This is a genomic window from Pseudomonas sp. PDM20 (genome assembly GCF_014852575.3).
Taxonomy (GTDB): Bacteria; Pseudomonadota; Gammaproteobacteria; order Pseudomonadales; family Pseudomonadaceae; genus Pseudomonas.
The window spans coordinates 1689054-1704173 of record NZ_CM181224.1; the positions used below are offsets into that span (position 1 = coordinate 1689054).

Here is a 15120-nt window from a genome sequence, read left to right on the forward strand (position 1 = left end):
GGCAGGCGCGTGACTGAGACTGCGGCAATCCGGCTTTGTTGCAGGACGGCCCAGGCCGATTGTTATAGGGGCGCGGTCGTTACAGGGGCCCGGTCGTTATAGAATGCCGGCCGTTTCGAGATGAGGTGTGGGCGATGCAACTGGATGAACAGCGTTTCGGCGGAATCGCGCGGCTTTACGGCCGTGAGGGCCTGGAGCGACTGGCGGCCAGCCATGTGGCGGTGGTCGGGATCGGCGGCGTGGGCTCCTGGGCGGCCGAGGCCCTGGCGCGCAGCGGCGTGGGCGAGATTTCGCTGTTCGACCTGGACGACGTCTGCGTCACCAACACCAATCGCCAGGTGCATGCCATCCAGGGCGCCGTGGGCAAGCCCAAGGTCGAGGTCATGGCCGAGCGCCTGAAGGCGATCAACCCGGGCATCGTCGTGCACGCCGTAGCCGATTTCGTCACCCGCGAGACCATGGCGGACTACATCACCCCCGAACTGGACTGCGTGATCGACTGCATCGACAGCGTCGCCGCCAAGGCCGCGCTGATTGCCTGGTGCAAGCGCCGCAAGCTGCAGATCATCACCACCGGTGGCGCGGGCGGGCAGGTGGACCCGACGCAGATCCAGGTCGCCGACCTGAACAAGACCTTCAACGACCCGCTGGCCGCCAAGGTTCGCTCGACACTGCGTCGCGACTACAACTTCTCGCGCACGCCGGGCCGGCATTACAGCGTGCAATGCGTGTTTTCCACCGAACAGCTGCGCTATCCGAAGCCGGACGGCACCGTGTGCCAGTCCAAGAGCTTTGTCGGCGAGGGCGTGAAACTGGACTGCGCCGGTGGTTTCGGCGCGGTGATGATGGTGACCGCGACTTTCGGCATGGTCGCGGCGGCGCGGGCCGTGGACAAGATCGTCGCGGGTGCGCGGCGGCCTTCGGAGCGCGTTGCGGGCTGACCGTTACCTGTAGGAGTTGGCCATCCCCACGATCGCGCGCATGGCGCGCTCCTACAGGTGGGTGATCAGTTCCTGCATCCGTTTCAGCACGGCATTCAGGCCGTTGCTGCGCGACGGCGACAGTTGCCGGCCCAGCCCCAATTGCTCGAACCAGCCCGGCAGATCGATGGCGGACAGCTCGTCCGCCGGCAGGCCGTCCACCCGCACCAGCAGCAACGCCAGCAGCCCGCGCAGCAGGCGCGCATCGCTGTAGGCGCGGAAGTGCCAGCGCTCATCACGCCGATCCGCCACCAGCCAGACGTTGCTCTCGCAGCCCTGCACGCGCTGCTCGTCACCCAGTTCGGCTTCGCTCAGCGGCTCCAGGCGCTCGCCCCACTGCATCAGCAGGCGGGCGCGTTGCTCCCAGCCTTGCAGGGCGGTAAAGGTCTCCAATGCCTCGGCGGCAGCGACGGGGAGGCTCATCGCAGCAATTCCAGGGCGCTGTCCAGCGCGCCGAAGAAGCGCTCGATATCCGCACTGTCGTTGTACAGGCCGAGGGAGACGCGCAGGGCGCCGGCGACATCCAGGGTCTTCATCAGCGGCATGGCGCAGTGGTGCCCGGCGCGCACGGCGATGCCCTGCTCGGTGAGCAGGTGGCCGAGGTCGGAGACGTGCACGCCCTCGACCACGAAGCTGACCAGCGCCACTTCCGGCTCGCCGAGCACGCGCACGCCGTCACGGGCGCGCAGGCCGGCCAGCAGGCGGGCGTGGAGGAAGTCCTCGTGGGCGCTGACTTCGGCGCTGTCCAGGCTGGCCAGCCATTCCAGCGTGGCGCCCAGGGCGATCACCGGGCCGATAGGCGGGGTGCCGGCCTCGAAGCCCATGGGTGCGCAGTGGAACTGCGAGTCGAAGTAGTCCGCCACGCGAACCATCTCGCCGCCGAACTGCCAGTGCGCCAGGCGCTCCAGCGCTTCCTGGCGGCCCCAGAGCAGGCCGAGGCCTTCCGGGCCGTAGAGCTTGTGGCTGGAGCAGACGTAGAAGTCGCAGCCCAGCGCCGACAGGTTGTGCCGGCCGTGGACCACGCCCTGGGCGCCATCGACCACGCTTAATGCGCCGTGCTGGCGGGCCATCTGCAGCAGTTCCGGCAGCGGCTGCCAGGTGCCGAGCACGTTGGACAGCTGGCTGACAGCGAGCAGGCGGGTGCGCGGGCCGATCAGGCCGGCGGCGCGGTTCAGGTCGATACGCCCGTCAGCGTCCAGCGGTAGCACTACCAGCTTCAGGCCGCGGCGCTTGGCCAGTTGCTGCCAGGGCAACAAGTTGGCGTGGTGTTCCAGCGCACTGACGACGATCTCGTCGCCCGCCTGGAACTGGCCTTCCAGCCCGTAGGCCAGCAGGTTCAGCGCTTCGGTGGCGCCGCGGGTGAAGATGATCTGCGCCGGGCTGCCGCCATGGAGCCAGTGGGCGGCCAGGCTGCGGGTCGCCTCGAAGGCTCGGGTGGCGCGCTCGCCGGGCAGGTGCTGGGCGCGGTGCACGTTGGCGGCGCCGCCGGCGTAGTAGCCGGTGAGGGCGTCGATCATGGCGCGCGGTTTCTGCGCGGTGGCGGCGCTGTCGAGGTAGGTCTGGTCTTCGGCCTCGAAGGCGGCGAGGGCCGGGAAGTCGGTGCGCCAGGGCGAGGGAATGGACATGGGCGTGCGGCCGGTTGTGGCGAATGGAAAACGGGGGCCGCAGCCCCCGCTTCTCAAAGCTTAGTGCGTACCCCGCGCGAGCGGGGCGCCCAGATTAGTTGTGCGCGTGCAGCGCCTCGTTCAGCTCGATGGCAGTCTTGTTGGTCTTGCACTCGACTGCGCCGGTCTGGGAGTTGCGACGGAACAGCAGGTCAGCCTGGCCGGCGAGGTCGCGGCCCTTGACCACTTTCACCAGGTTGTTCTGGTCGTCCAGCACGGCGATCTTGGTGCCGGCGGTGACGTACAGGCCTGCCTCGACGATGTTGCGGTCGCCCAGCGGAATGCCGATGCCGGCGTTGGCGCCGATCAGGCAGCCTTCGCCGACGCTGATGACGATGTTGCCGCCGCCGGACAGGGTGCCCATGGTGGAGCAGCCGCCGCCCAGGTCCGAACCCTTGCCGACGAACACGCCAGCGGAGACGCGGCCTTCGATCATGCCCGGGCCTTCGGTGCCGCCGTTGAAGTTGACGAAGCCTTCGTGCATCACGGTGGTGCCTTCACCGACGTAGGCGCCCAGGCGCACACGGGCGGTGTCGGCGATGCGCACGCCGGCCGGGACCACGTAGTCGGTCATCTTCGGGAATTTGTCGACGGAGAAGACTTCCAGCAGCTTGCCCTTCAGGCGCGCTTCCAGTTGCAGTTCGGCCAGTTCGGCCAGGTCGACGGCGCCCTGGTTGGTCCAGGCGACGTTGGGCAGCAGCGGGAAGATGCCGGTCAGGTTCAGGCCGTGGGGCTTGACCAGACGGTGCGACAGCAGGTGCAGCTTCAGGTACGCCTCCGGGGTGGAGCTGGGGGCGGCGTCTTCGGCCAGCAGGGTGGCGACCAGCGGCTTCTGGCTCTCGGCCAGGCGGTTGAGCAGGGCTGCCTGGGCGGCGTCGACGGTCTCGACGGCGTCGGCCAGCTGGTAGGCCTGGTGAGCGGTGAAGGCGATCGCCTGGTTGCCGCCTTCGTAGGCCAGCAGCGGGGCGATGGCAGCGACCAGTTCGGCGCTGGGGTTCAGCAGCGGCTGCGCGTAGAAGACTTCCAGCCAGTTGCCCTGGCGGTTCTGGGTGCCGACACCGAAAGCGATGCTGAACAGGGATTTCGACATGTGGGTATTTCCTTGCAAAGAGGTTCTTGGCGAATGAAGTCGGTCAGGCCGGACGGCGGCTGAGCAGCAGGCCCAGCCCGGCGCTGCCCAGCAGCGCGGCACAACCACGGTTGAACAGGCGCCGGGCGCGTGCGCCGGCGAGCAGCTTGCCGAGGCGGACCCCGGCGAGCCCGTAAAGGGCGATGGCCAGCCATTCCAGAAGCAGGAAGGCTGCGCCGAGTTGGGCGAACTGGGCGCCCACGGCCTGACGCGGATCGACGAACTGCGGCAGGAAAGCGGTGAAGATGAGGATTGCCTTGGGATTGCCGGCGGCCACCCAGAACTCCTGGCGAGCCAGGCGCCACAGGCTGGTGGCGGGAGCCGGGGTGCCGTCCACCGACAGGTTCGCCGTCGGGGCACGCCACAGCTGTACGGCCAGCCACAACAGGTAACCGGCGCCCACCAGCTTGATCGCCAGGAACAGCCAGGCCGATGCCTGCAGCACCAGCGCCAGGCCGGAGGCGGCCAGGGCCAGCATGCCGGCGAAGGCGACCAGCCGGCCGCCGCCCGCGACGGTGGCGCGCAGCAGGCCGAAGCGTGCGGCGTTGTTCAGCGACAGCAGGTTGTTCGGTCCCGGCGCCAGGTTCAGGGCGAAGCAGGCGGGAAGGAACAGGGCCCAGGCGATGCTCATCGTGGTGCTGCTCAGGCCAGCGCGGCGGCGTAGGCGTCGGGCTTGAAGCCGACCAGGGTGCGGTCACCCAGGTCCAGCACCGGACGCTTGATCATCGACGGCTGGGCGACCATCAGTTCGATGGCCTTGTCCTGGTCGAGATCGGCCTTCTGCGCGTCGTCGAGCTTGCGGAAGGTGGTGCCGGCGCGGTTCAGGACGGTTTCCCAGCCATGCTCGGTGCACCACTGGCGCAGGTGTTCGCGGTCGATGCCGCTACTCTTGTAGTCGTGGAAGGCGTAGTCGACGCCATGCTCTTCCAGCCACACGCGGGCTTTCTTCATGGTGTCGCAAGCTTTGATTCCATACAGCGTCCGCTCACTCACGGGGCGCTACTCCTTTTCGATGCTTTTTTCAGGCGCGGGATTATGCCATTTCCGCAGCGCTTGCGGGACGCCGCCGGGAGGTCGGTCGTTTGCAACAGTTTTTTGCCCATTGCGGGGCTGATCCGCCGCGCTACGGGTGCTTCAATGGAGAGCTGTGCTGGGAGTTCGTCGATGCAAACCGTTTACACCGTACTCATCCTGCTGCTGGTCGTGGGGGGGACGCGGCTTGCGGCGCAGCTGATCCCGCTGCCGCTGCCGCTGATCCAGATCGCCGCCGGAGCGATGCTGGCCTGGCCGAGCCTGGGGCTGCACGTGGGGCTGGACCCGGAACTGTTCATGTTCCTGTTCATCCCGCCGCTGCTGTTCGCCGATGGCTGGCGCATGCCCAAGGGCGAGTTCTGGAAGATGCGCTGGCCGATCCTCACACTGGCCTTCGCCCTGGTGCTGTTCACCGTGGTTGGCGGCGGCGTGTTCATCCACCTGCTGATCCCCGAGATTCCCTGGGCCGCGGCCTTTGCCCTCGCGGCGGTACTGTCACCGACCGATGCGCTGGCGGTCTCGGCGATTGCCCAGAACCGTCTGCCCAAGCGCCTGATGCATGTGCTGCAGGGTGAGGCACTGATGAACGACGCTTCCGGCCTGGTGGCGTTCAAGTTCGCCATCGCCGCGGCCTTGACCGGCACCTTCTCGCTGATGGACGCCAGCCTGAACTTCCTCCTGGTGGCAGTCGGCGGCCTTGCCAGCGGCGTGTTCCTCAGCTGGCTGCTGGGGCGCATCCGCGCCTGGATGATCCGCCGCGGCTGGGATGACCCGGCCACCCATGTGGTGCTGATGCTGCTGTTGCCCTTCGCCTGCTACATGATCGCCGAGGAGTTGGGCGTCTCCGGCATCCTCGCGGCGGTGGCGGCCGGCATGATGCAGAGCTGGGTCGACCTGCTGCCCCGGCAGACCAACACCCGCCTGCTCAACCGCAGCGTCTGGTCGATGCTGGAGTTCACCTTCAACGGCGTGGTGTTCCTGCTGCTGGGGCTGCAACTGCCGGACATCCTCAAGTCCGTCGCGCATCACGCCGACGACGTGATGTGGCGCTCGTCGCTGCTGGCCTTCTACGTGTTCGCGGTATTCGCCGTGCTGCTCGCGCTGCGCTTTGGCTGGGTCTGGTGCTACTGGAAGATTTCCGTGCGCTTCGAGCAGTGGTGGGGCATCGAGCTGGGCGGCAAACCGGGCGAGCCAGTGCTGCGGCTGTCGGCGATCTCCGCGCTGAGCGGTGTGCGCGGGGCGGTGACCCTGGCCGGCGTGCTGTCGGTTCCTTTGCTGTTGCTGGACGGTTCGGCCTTCCCGCAGCGTGACCTGATCATCTTCATCGCTGCCGGGGTGATCCTGGTGTCGCTGATTGCGGCCACCATTGGCCTGCCGATCCTGTTGCGAGGCTTGCCGGCGGCCAGCAACGACCAGCGCGAGCTGGAGGTGCAGGGGGTCTGGCGCAAGACCGCGGCAGCGGCCATTCACATGCTGGAGAGCGAGGAGGTGCCTGTCAGCGAAGGTGGCGGTGATGCCGACGAGACGGCGCGGCTGGCGGAGATGAAGGCCAGGCTGATGGCCGAATATCGCCACGAGCTGGACCCGGCGCCGGACAGCAAGGAGGCCCGCGAGCGCGCCCGCGCCCTCGAGCTGGCTGACCAGGCGCTGCGCATCAAGGCACTGCGCGCGCAGCGGCTGGAGCTTTACCGGATGCGCCGCGAGCACGAGATCGACGACGAGACCATGCGCGAGGTGCTGGGCGAGCTGGATAACCAGGAGGCCTGGGTAACCAGCAAGGCGGGGCGGTGGGTGTAGCGGCTCCCCTGTAGGAGCGCCCCGTGGGCGCGATCGCGGGCATGGCCCACTCCTACAAGGGGCGGTGCAGCGTCAGAGACTTTTCACGTACTGTTTGATGCGCTCGGCCGCTTCCACGCATTCCGCCAGCGGAGCCACCAGCGCCATGCGCACGCGGTTGGCGCCGGGGTTCTCGCCGTTCACTTCGCGGGACAGGTAGGAGCCCGGCACCACGGTGACGTGCTGCTGGTCGAACAGGCCGCGGCAGAACTCGGTGTCGGCCACCGGAGTTTTCGCCCACAGGTAGAAACTGCCGTCCGGGCGCTGCACGTCGAGCACGCCGCCGAGGATGTCCAGCACGGCGTCGAACTTCTCGCGGTACAGGTCGCGGTTGGCGCGCACGTGGTCCTCGTCGTTCCAGGCCGCGACGCTGGCCAGCTGGGTCTGAACCGGCATGGCGCAGCCGTGGTAGGTGCGGTACAGGAGGAATTTCTTCAGTACTTCGGCATCGCCGGCGACGAAGCCCGAGCGCAGGCCCGGCAGGTTGGAGCGCTTGGACAGGCTGTGGAACACCACGCAGCGCGCAAAATCCGAGCGGCCCAGTTCGGCGCAGGCGGTCAGCAGGCCGGCCGGCGGGTTCTGTTCGTCGAAGTACAGCTCGCTGTAGCACTCGTCAGCGGCGATCACGAAATCGTGCTCGTCGGCCAGGGCGATCAGCTTCTTCAGGGTTTCCAGCGGAACCAGCGCGCCGGTGGGGTTGCCCGGCGAGCAGAGGAAGAGGATCTCGCAGCGCGCCCAGATGTCCGCCGGGACGGCGTCGAAGTCCGGGTTGAAGCCGTTGTCTTCCAGGCAGGGCAGGTAGTGCGGCTCCGCGCCGGCCAGCAGGGCTGCGCCTTCGTAGATCTGGTAGAACGGGTTCGGGCTGATCACCAGGCCCTTGGCGTTGCGGTCCACCACGGTCTGGGTGAAGGCGAACAGCGCTTCACGGGTGCCGTTCACCGGCAGCACGTGGCGCGCGGCGTCCAGCCAGCCGGCCGGCACCTTGAAGCGGCGCTCGCACCAGGCAGCGATGGCTTCGCGCAGGGCGGGGATGCCCAGGGTGGTCGGGTAGACGGCCAACTGGTCGAGGCTGTCGGCCAGGGCCTTGGCGACGAAGTCCGGTGAGCGGTGCTTGGGTTCGCCGATGGACAGCGCGATGGGCTTCAGCTCAGCCGGCGGCTGGGCGCCGGCCAGCAGGGCGCGGAGCTTCTCGAAGGGGTAGGGCTGGAGCGAGTCGAGGGCAGGGTTCATGGCAAGGCTCTTTCTTTCTGATTCTGACGACTGATTCTGACTGAATGGGGGCTAGATGCTGATGCGCACCGGCATGCTCGGCTGGCCGCCATCCGAGAGGATGTCCACCAGGGCCGTCTGGATGCGCTTGCACAGCTCCGGGTCGGAGAGCGGCTGGTTGTGCGCATCGGTGACGAAGAACACGTCCTCCACGCGCTCGCCCAGGGTGGCGATCTTGGCGTTCTGTACCGACAGGTCGAAGTCCAGGAACAGCCCGCCGATGCGCGCCAGCAGGCCGGGGCGATCGGGCGCGGTGACTTCCAGCACGCTGACCTGGCGGGCCGCGTCGGTGGAGATGGTCACCTGCGGGTTGAAGGCAAAGTGCTTGAGCTGGCGCGGCACGCGGCGCTGGATGATGGTCGGATACTCGTCCGGGTCTTTCAGGGCGTTGACCAGACCCTCGCGAATTTCCTCGACCCGGCTGGGATTATTGCCTATCGAGCCGCCATCGGCATCGAGCACTATGTAGGTGTCGAGGGTGAACAGGCTGGTGGAAGTGATGATCCGCGCGTCCTGAATGTTCAGGTTGAGCTGGTCCATCGCCGCCACGGTCACGGCGAAGAAGTCGTGCTGGTCACCGGCGTAGATGAATATCTGCGTGCCGCCCTCGAATTCGCGCTGGGCGGTTTCCTTGATCAGCACCAGCGGGGTGCCGTCGTCCGGGTGCTGGAGGATGGCTTCGGTGTGCCACGCCACGTCGGCGGCGCTGTGGCGCAGGAAGTAGTCGTCGCCCAGCTGGCTCCAGAGCTGCTCGGCATCGTCCTGGTCGATGCCGCCGCGCACCAGGATGTCGATGGCCGCGCTCTGCGTCTGGCGAATCTGCTCCTCGCGGTCCACCGGGTTCTCCAGGCCGCGCCGCAGTGCGCGCTTGGTCTCGGTGTAGAGCTGGCGCAGCAGGCTGGCGCGCCAGGAGTTCCACAGCGTCGGGTTGGTGGCGTTGATGTCGGCCACGGTGAGCACGTAGAGGTAGTCCAGGTAGGTCTGGTTGCCCATCAGCTGGGCGAAGTCGTAGATCACCTGCGGGTCGGACAGGTCCTTGCGCTGGGCCGTGGTCGACATGATCAGGTGGTTCTGCACCAGCCAGGACACCAGGTTGGTGTCCCACGGCGGCAGCTGGTGGCGCTGGCAGAAGTGCTCGGCGTCAACCGCGCCCAGTTCCGAGTGATCGCCGCCGCGGCCCTTGGCGATGTCGTGGTAGAGGCCGGCGATGTAGATCAGCTCGGGCTTGGGCAGGCGCTCCATGATCTTGCTGGCCAGCGGATATTTCTCCGCCATGTCCGGGCGGCGCAGCTTGCGCAGGTGCTTGATCAGGTTGAGGGTGTGCGCGTCGACCGTATAGATGTGGAACAGGTCGTGCTGCATCTGCCCGACGATCAGGCCGAATTCCGGCAGGTAGCGGCCAAGAATGCCGTAGCGGTTCATTCGCCGCAGGTTGCGGTGGATGCCTTCCTGACACTTGAACAGCTCGATGAACAGGCTGGTGTTGCGGATGTCGTGGCGGAAGTCGTCGTCGATCAGGTGCCGGCTGTCGCGCAGCAGGCGGATGGTATCGGCGCGCACGCCCTTGATCTCCGGGTGCTGGGCCAGCAGGACGAAGATTTCCAGGAGGGCGAACGGGGTGCGCTTGAAGACGTTGGCGTGAGTGACCTCCAGGTAGCCGTCGCGCAGCTGGAAACGGCTGTTGAGCGACTGGATCTGGCCGTTCTCGCCGGCCCGCAGGATCACTTCCTCGAAGTGCTGGGTGATCAGGTCGTTCAGTTCGGAAACGGCCATCACCACGCGGTAATACTTCTGCATGAAGCGCTCGACGGCCAGCTTGGCGTCGTTGCCTTCATAGCCGAGCAGCCCGGCGATGCGCCGCTGATGGTCGAACAGCAGACGGTCTTCGGCGCGGCCAGCGAGCATGTGCAGGGCGTAGCGGACCTTCCAGAGGAATTCCTGGCTGGAGGCAAGCACCGCGCATTCGCTTTCCACCAGGAAGCCTTCGCGGACCAGGGCATGCAGGTTGAGGCTGCCGAAGTGGCGGCGGGCGACCCAGAGCAGTGTCTGGATGTCGCGCAGACCGCCGGGCGAACCCTTCACGTTGGGTTCGAGGTTGTATTCGGTGTCGTTGTATTTGGTGTGGCGGTGAATCTGTTCCTTGCGCTTGGCCAGGTAGAACTGCCCGCTGGGCCACATCTGTTTCGTGCTGGTGGCTTCGAGCATGCGCAGGCGCAGGCTGTCCGGGCCGGAGATGGTCCGGCATTCCATCAGGTTGGTGACCACCGTCAGGTCGGCGCGCGCTTCCTCGGCGCACTCGGCCACCGAGCGCACGCTCTGGCCCACTTCCAGGCCGATGTCCCAGAGCAGGGTGAGGAAGCCCTCGATCGGCTCGCGGAAGCTTTCCTGGTCCTCGCTGTCGAGCAGGATCAGCAGGTCGATGTCCGAATGCGGGTGCAATTCGCCGCGCCCGTAGCCGCCCACGGCAACCAGCGCGATGTCGGCGTCGTCGCCCCAGTCGAAGCGGTTCCAGGCCTGCTGCAGGATCTGGTCGACGAACCAGGCGCGGTCCTCGATCAGACGGCGGATGTCGCGGCCGCCATTGAAGCGGGCGTCGAGCACCTCGTTGGCCTGACGAATGGCCTTCTTGAAGGCGGCGATGGGGCTGGATTTGAGGGCCAGTTCCGCCTGGAACTGCCCACGGTCGAACAACTCGGGATCCACCTGCGGCATGGCGGCCTTCCTGATCAATGGCTTAGGGGAGGGCAGGGGCAAGAGGGCAACCGGGCCTGTGCGCATGGCGCAAGGCCCGATGGCTGTGCCGGGCCGGGATTTCTATGTTCTACCCAGCCGTCGGCGAGATTGCAAACCGCGCCTCAGGCCGAGGTGCGCGGGAAGCTTTCGTCGTTACGCAGGGTCAGGATCTCGTAGCCGTCGGCGGTGACCAGCACGGTGTGCTCCCACTGTGCGGACAGCTTGCGGTCCTTGGTGATGGCGGTCCAGCCGTCGCCCAGCAAACGGGTTTCCGGGCGGCCCTGGTTGATCATCGGCTCGATGGTGAAGATCATGCCTTCCTTGAGCTCCAGGCCGGTGCCGGCGCGGCCGTAATGCAGCACCTGGGGCTCTTCGTGGAACACCTGGCCGATGCCGTGGCCGCAGTACTCGCGCACCACGGAGAAGCCGTTCTTCTCGGCGTACTTCTGGATCACTTCGCCGATGTCACCCAGGCGCGCGCCCGGCTTGACCACGTCGATGCCCTTGTACATGCATTCCTGGGTGATCTGGCACAGGCGATCTGCCCATTCCGGGGTCTTGCCCACGGAGAACATCTTGCTGGTGTCGCCGTGGTAGCCGTCCTTGATCACAGTGACGTCGATATTGACGATGTCACCTTCCTTGAGCGGCTTCTCGTTGGGGATGCCGTGGCACACCACGTGGTTGATCGAGGTGCAGATGGACTTGGGGAAGCCCTTGTAGTTCAGCGGCGCGGGAATGGCCTTCTGCACATTGACGATGTAGTCGTGGCAGATGCGGTCCAGTTCGTCGGTGGTGACGCCGGGCTTGACGTGTTCGCCGATCATTTCCAGCACTTCGGCGGCCAGACGGCCGGCGACGCGCATTTTCTCGATGTCTTCGGGCGTCTTGATGGTGACGGTCATGCGACTTCTCTTCAGGCGCTGCGTACGCGCGGGTAAATGAGAGGAATACGCAAGTCTATCAGATTTGGCGCCTTTCTATTAAGGGCAGGCGGCCGAGGGGCTGCTCAGGCGAGGCGGCGGGAGAGGTGCCGGGCGTCCTTTCGGGTTTTGTTCTGGCCATGGTTGTGGTATAAAGCGCCCCGCTCTGAAGGCTACGGCCATTTCGGGGCATTAACCCACACATGCATCGACACGATGGCCTGGGTGCCTTTCGACACAGTCGGAGGGTTGGCCGTTGGGATGCATGGAGGCCTAACCCGACTTATCGAGGAACTATCATGTCCCAAGTCAATATGCGCGATATGCTGAAGGCCGGTGTGCACTTCGGCCACCAGACCCGTTACTGGAACCCGAAAATGGGCAAGTTCATTTTCGGCGCGCGTAACAAGATCCACATCATCAACCTCGAAAAAACCCTGCCGATGTTCAACGAGGCTCTGACCTTCGTTGAGCGCCTGGCCCAGGGCAAGAACAAGATCCTGTTCGTCGGCACCAAGCGTTCCGCCGGCAAGATCGTTCGCGAAGAAGCTGCCCGTTGCGGCATGCCGTACGTCGACCACCGTTGGCTGGGCGGCATGCTCACCAACTACAAGACCATCCGTCAGTCGATCAAGCGTCTGCGCGAGCTGGAAGTGCAGTCCCAGGACGGCACCTTCGCCAAACTGACCAAGAAAGAAGCTCTGATGCGCTCCCGTGATCTGGAAAAACTGGATCGCAGCCTGGGCGGCATCAAGGACATGGGCGGCCTGCCGGACGCTCTGTTCGTGATCGACGTTGACCACGAGCGCATTGCTATCACCGAAGCCAACAAGCTGGGCATCCCGGTTATCGGCATCGTCGATACCAACAGCAGCCCGGAAGGCGTTGACTATGTTATCCCGGGTAACGACGACGCCATCCGCGCCGTGCAGCTGTACCTGGGCTCGATGGCTGAAGCCGTCCTGCGCGGCAAGAATGCCGGCGGCGTGACTGCTGACGAGTTCGTCGAAGAAGCACCGGCCGAATCCGCCGAAGGCTGATTCCAGGACGTCCAGACGTCCTACGGTGAGCAGGAAGGGGGCTAGGCCCCCTTTTTGCCACCCTGAGAATTCCGCCCGGGTATCCGGGCGATCTGGTTTTGAGAACAACTCAAGAGGATTTCGAAATGGCAGAAATTACTGCAGCACTGGTCAAGGAACTGCGTGAGCGTACCGGCCAGGGCATGATGGAGTGCAAGAAGGCACTGGTAGCCGCCGAAGGCGATATCGAGAAGGCCATCGACGACATGCGCGCTTCGGGCGCCATCAAGGCTGCCAAGAAGGCTGGCAACATCGCCGCCGAAGGCGCCATCGCCGCCAAAGTGGCTGACGACGGCAAATCGGCCACCATCATCGAAGTCAACTCGCAGACCGACTTCCTGGCCCTGCAGGACGACTTCAAGAACTTCGTCGCTGCCAGCCTGGACAAGGCGGTTGCCCAGAAGCTGACCGATGCTGCTCCGCTGATCGCGGAACAAGAGCCGGCCCGTGAAGCCCTGGTCGCCAAGTGCGGCGAGAACGTCAACATCCGTCGCCTGGCTCGTACCGAAGGCGAAGTGGTTGGCGCCTACCTGCACGGCCACCGCATCGGCGTTCTGGTCACCCTGAAGGGCGGCAACGCTGAACTGGCTCGCGACATCGCCATGCACGTCGCTGCCAGCAACCCGCAGTTCCTCGATCCGTCGCAGGTTTCCGAAGAAGCCGTGGCCAAAGAGAAGGAAATCTTCCTCGCTCTGAACGCCGACAAGATCGCTGGCAAGCCGGAAAACATCGTCGAGAACATGGTCAAAGGCCGTATCTCGAAGTTCCTGGCCGAAGCCAGCCTGGTCGAACAAGCGTTCGTCAAGGATCCGGAAGTCAAGGTTGGTGACCTGGCCAAGAAAGCCGGCGCCGAAATCGTTTCCTTCGTTCGCTTCGAAGTAGGCGAAGGCATCGAGAAAGTCGAAGCTGACTTTGCTGCCGAGGTTGCCGCTCAAGTAGCCGCTTCCAAGCAGTAATAGACAGTCTCACGACTGTCGCCCCGCAAGAGGCTGCCCGCTAACGCGCGCGGCCTCTTTGCCAAACTGGGGAAACCAAAAGGGGCGGTTTCCACGGCGCGGGCCCGCAAGGCGGGTTTAAGAGCGCCGTAAGGCTGGCTGGTCCAAGCTTTCCGCCAAGCGCCCACAAGGCGCACAGCATTCAATCGCCGCAGGAGAAAAAGGTCATGGCTCAGCAGCTGAGCGCTCGTCAACCTCGCTATAAACGCATTCTTCTAAAACTGAGCGGCGAAGCCCTGATGGGCTCCGAGGAGTTCGGCATCGATCCCAAGGTGCTGGACCGCATGGCGCTGGAGATCGGCCAGCTCGTCGGTATCGGCGTGCAGGTCGGCCTGGTGATCGGTGGTGGCAACCTGTTCCGTGGCGCGGCGCTGTCCGCGGCCGGCATGGATCGCGTCACCGGCGACCACATGGGCATGCTCGCCACCGTGATGAACGGCCTGGCCATGCGTGATGCCCTGGAACGCTCCAACATCACCGCCATCGTCATGTCCGCCATTTCCATGGTCGGCGTGACCGATCACTACGACCGCCGCAAGGCCATGCGTCACCTGAAGAGTGGCGAAGTGGTGATCTTCTCCGCCGGTACCGGCAATCCGTTCTTCACCACCGATTCCGCCGCCTGCCTGCGTGCCATCGAAATAGATGCTGACGTAGTACTCAAGGCGACCAAGGTGGACGGCGTGTACACTGCCGACCCGTTCAAGGACCCGAATGCCGAGAAGTTCGAACGTCTGACGTACGATGAAGTGCTCGATCGCAAGCTGGGTGTGATGGACCTCACCGCCATCTGCCTGTGCCGGGACCAGAAAATGCCGCTGCGCGTGTTCAACATGAACAAGCCCGGCGCGCTGCTGAATATTGTTGTAGGTGGTGCTGAAGGCACCCTGATCGAGGAGGATTGAGATGATCAACGAGATCAAGAAGGAAGCGCAGGATCGTATGGGCAAAACCCTGGAAGCCCTGGGCCATGCCTTCGCCAAGATTCGTACCGGCCGTGCGCACCCGAGCATCCTGGATAGCGTGATGGTGTCCTACTACGGTTCCGACACTCCGCTGCGCCAGGTGGCCAACGTCACCGTGGAAGACTCCCGTACCCTGGCTCTGAGCGTGTTCGACAAGAGCATGATCCAGGCGGTCGAGAAGGCCATCATGACCTCCGACCTGGGCCTGAACCCGGCGACCGCCGGTACCACCATTCGCGTACCGATGCCGGCGCTGACCGAGGAGACCCGCAAGGGCTTCACCAAGCAGGCTCGCGCCGAGGCCGAGCAGGCCCGTGTTTCCGTGCGCAACATCCGCCGCGACGCACTGGCACAGCTGAAGGATCTGCAGAAAGAGAAGGAAATCAGCGAGGACGAAGAGCGCCGCGCTGGTGACGATGTGCAGAAGATCACCGACAAGTTCGTCGCCGAGATCGAAAAGGCCCTCGAGGCCAAGGAAGCGGACCTGATGGCCGTTTGACGGCCGGGCTCTCGTC

At 65.3% G+C, this 15120-nt stretch carries 14 protein-coding genes; 6 read left to right on the forward strand and 8 right to left on the reverse strand.

Annotation, left to right across the window (positions count from 1 at the left end; translation table 11 throughout):
• The first annotated feature begins 134 nt into the window (after positions 1-134).
• Positions 135-941: a tRNA cyclic N6-threonylcarbamoyladenosine(37) synthase TcdA gene (tcdA, locus tag IB261_RS08045; protein ID WP_081517877.1), complete on the forward strand. Its 807-nt coding sequence runs from the start codon at positions 135-137 to the stop codon at positions 939-941.
• 51 nt (positions 942-992) lie between these two features.
• Here tcdA and IB261_RS08050 read toward each other — a convergent pair whose 3' ends face one another.
• The 5 genes from IB261_RS08050 to IB261_RS08070 all read right to left on the reverse strand — a co-directional run bounded on the left by IB261_RS08050 (position 993) and on the right by IB261_RS08070 (position 4724).
• Positions 993-1403: a SufE family protein gene (locus tag IB261_RS08050; protein WP_192381921.1), complete on the reverse strand. Its 411-nt coding sequence runs from the start codon at positions 1401-1403 to the stop codon at positions 993-995.
• A complete protein-coding gene (locus IB261_RS08055; protein WP_192381924.1) occupies positions 1400-2605 on the reverse strand; it encodes an aminotransferase class V-fold PLP-dependent enzyme in 1206 nt (401 codons plus the stop codon). The genes IB261_RS08050 and IB261_RS08055 overlap by 4 nt, the downstream gene beginning before the upstream one ends.
• Positions 2606-2699: 94 nt before the next feature.
• Positions 2700-3734: a 2,3,4,5-tetrahydropyridine-2,6-dicarboxylate N-succinyltransferase gene (gene dapD / locus IB261_RS08060; protein ID WP_081517880.1), complete on the reverse strand. Its 1035-nt coding sequence runs from the start codon at positions 3732-3734 to the stop codon at positions 2700-2702.
• A gap of 43 nt (positions 3735-3777) precedes the next feature.
• Positions 3778-4404 (reverse strand): LysE family translocator, encoded by a 627-nt coding sequence (locus tag IB261_RS08065; RefSeq protein WP_081517881.1) that lies wholly within the window; start codon positions 4402-4404, stop codon positions 3778-3780.
• 11 nt (positions 4405-4415) lie between these two features.
• Positions 4416-4724 carry an arsenate reductase gene (locus tag IB261_RS08070; RefSeq protein WP_230986123.1) on the reverse strand — a complete coding sequence of 103 codons (309 nt, stop codon included), beginning with the start codon at positions 4722-4724 and terminating at the stop codon, positions 4416-4418.
• Positions 4725-4937: 213 nt separating this feature from the next.
• Between IB261_RS08070 and IB261_RS08075 the strand changes: the two genes are divergently transcribed.
• Positions 4938-6602: a Na+/H+ antiporter gene (locus IB261_RS08075; protein ID WP_192381926.1), complete on the forward strand. Its 1665-nt coding sequence runs from the start codon at positions 4938-4940 to the stop codon at positions 6600-6602.
• 72 nt (positions 6603-6674) lie between these two features.
• On the opposite strand, the gene dapC is transcribed toward IB261_RS08075, so the two are convergent.
• The 3 genes from dapC to map form a co-directional block, all read right to left on the reverse strand.
• Positions 6675-7871: a succinyldiaminopimelate transaminase gene (gene dapC / locus IB261_RS08080; protein ID WP_192381927.1), complete on the reverse strand. Its 1197-nt coding sequence runs from the start codon at positions 7869-7871 to the stop codon at positions 6675-6677.
• 51 nt (positions 7872-7922) lie between these two features.
• Positions 7923-10622: a [protein-PII] uridylyltransferase gene (locus IB261_RS08085; RefSeq protein ID WP_192381929.1), complete on the reverse strand. Its 2700-nt coding sequence runs from the start codon at positions 10620-10622 to the stop codon at positions 7923-7925.
• Positions 10623-10765: 143 nt separating this feature from the next.
• Positions 10766-11548: a type I methionyl aminopeptidase gene (map, locus tag IB261_RS08090; protein WP_081517886.1), complete on the reverse strand. Its 783-nt coding sequence runs from the start codon at positions 11546-11548 to the stop codon at positions 10766-10768.
• A 317-nt stretch (positions 11549-11865) separates the two neighbouring features.
• Between map and rpsB the strand changes: the two genes are divergently transcribed.
• From rpsB to frr, 4 genes are all read left to right on the forward strand, one after another.
• The gene (gene rpsB, locus IB261_RS08095) at positions 11866-12606 is read left to right on the forward strand and encodes a 30S ribosomal protein S2 (protein ID WP_045210003.1); all 741 of its coding nucleotides are present in this window, start codon (positions 11866-11868) and stop codon (positions 12604-12606) included.
• 125 nt (positions 12607-12731) lie between these two features.
• Positions 12732-13601: a translation elongation factor Ts gene (gene tsf, locus IB261_RS08100; protein ID WP_017521180.1), complete on the forward strand. Its 870-nt coding sequence runs from the start codon at positions 12732-12734 to the stop codon at positions 13599-13601.
• Between the two features lie 206 nt (positions 13602-13807).
• Entirely contained in the window at positions 13808-14545 is a 738-nt protein-coding gene (gene pyrH / locus IB261_RS08105; protein WP_017521181.1) for a UMP kinase, read from the forward strand.
• 1 nt (position 14546) lies between these two features.
• On the forward strand, positions 14547-15104 hold the full coding sequence (gene frr / locus IB261_RS08110; protein ID WP_045210004.1) for a ribosome recycling factor: 558 nt from the start codon (positions 14547-14549) through the stop codon (positions 15102-15104).
• The last annotated feature ends 16 nt before the right edge of the window (positions 15105-15120 follow it).

Bases quoted from the DNA above. Each gene is read 5' to 3' on its own strand.
- rpsB (WP_045210003.1), top strand. From the start codon at position 11,866: ATGTCCCAAGTCAATATGCGCGATATGCTGAAGGCCGGTGTGCACTTC.
- tsf (WP_017521180.1), top strand. From the start codon at position 12,732: ATGGCAGAAATTACTGCAGCACTGGTCAAGGAACTGCGTGAGCGTACC.
- pyrH (WP_017521181.1), top strand. From the start codon at position 13,808: ATGGCTCAGCAGCTGAGCGCTCGTCAACCTCGCTATAAACGCATTCTT.
- frr (WP_045210004.1), top strand. From the start codon at position 14,547: ATGATCAACGAGATCAAGAAGGAAGCGCAGGATCGTATGGGCAAAACC.
- dapD (WP_081517880.1), bottom strand. From the start codon at position 3,734: ATGTCGAAATCCCTGTTCAGCATCGCTTTCGGTGTCGGCACCCAGAAC.
- IB261_RS08070 (WP_230986123.1), bottom strand. From the start codon at position 4,724: ATGAAGAAAGCCCGCGTGTGGCTGGAAGAGCATGGCGTCGACTACGCC.
- IB261_RS08085 (WP_192381929.1), bottom strand. From the start codon at position 10,622: ATGCCGCAGGTGGATCCCGAGTTGTTCGACCGTGGGCAGTTCCAGGCG.
- IB261_RS08065 (WP_081517881.1), bottom strand. From the start codon at position 4,404: ATGAGCATCGCCTGGGCCCTGTTCCTTCCCGCCTGCTTCGCCCTGAAC.
- IB261_RS08050 (WP_192381921.1), bottom strand. From the start codon at position 1,403: ATGAGCCTCCCCGTCGCTGCCGCCGAGGCATTGGAGACCTTTACCGCC.
- IB261_RS08055 (WP_192381924.1), bottom strand. From the start codon at position 2,605: ATGTCCATTCCCTCGCCCTGGCGCACCGACTTCCCGGCCCTCGCCGCC.
- IB261_RS08075 (WP_192381926.1), top strand. From the start codon at position 4,938: ATGCAAACCGTTTACACCGTACTCATCCTGCTGCTGGTCGTGGGGGGG.
- map (WP_081517886.1), bottom strand. From the start codon at position 11,548: ATGACCGTCACCATCAAGACGCCCGAAGACATCGAGAAAATGCGCGTC.
- dapC (WP_192381927.1), bottom strand. From the start codon at position 7,871: ATGAACCCTGCCCTCGACTCGCTCCAGCCCTACCCCTTCGAGAAGCTC.
- tcdA (WP_081517877.1), top strand. From the start codon at position 135: ATGCAACTGGATGAACAGCGTTTCGGCGGAATCGCGCGGCTTTACGGC.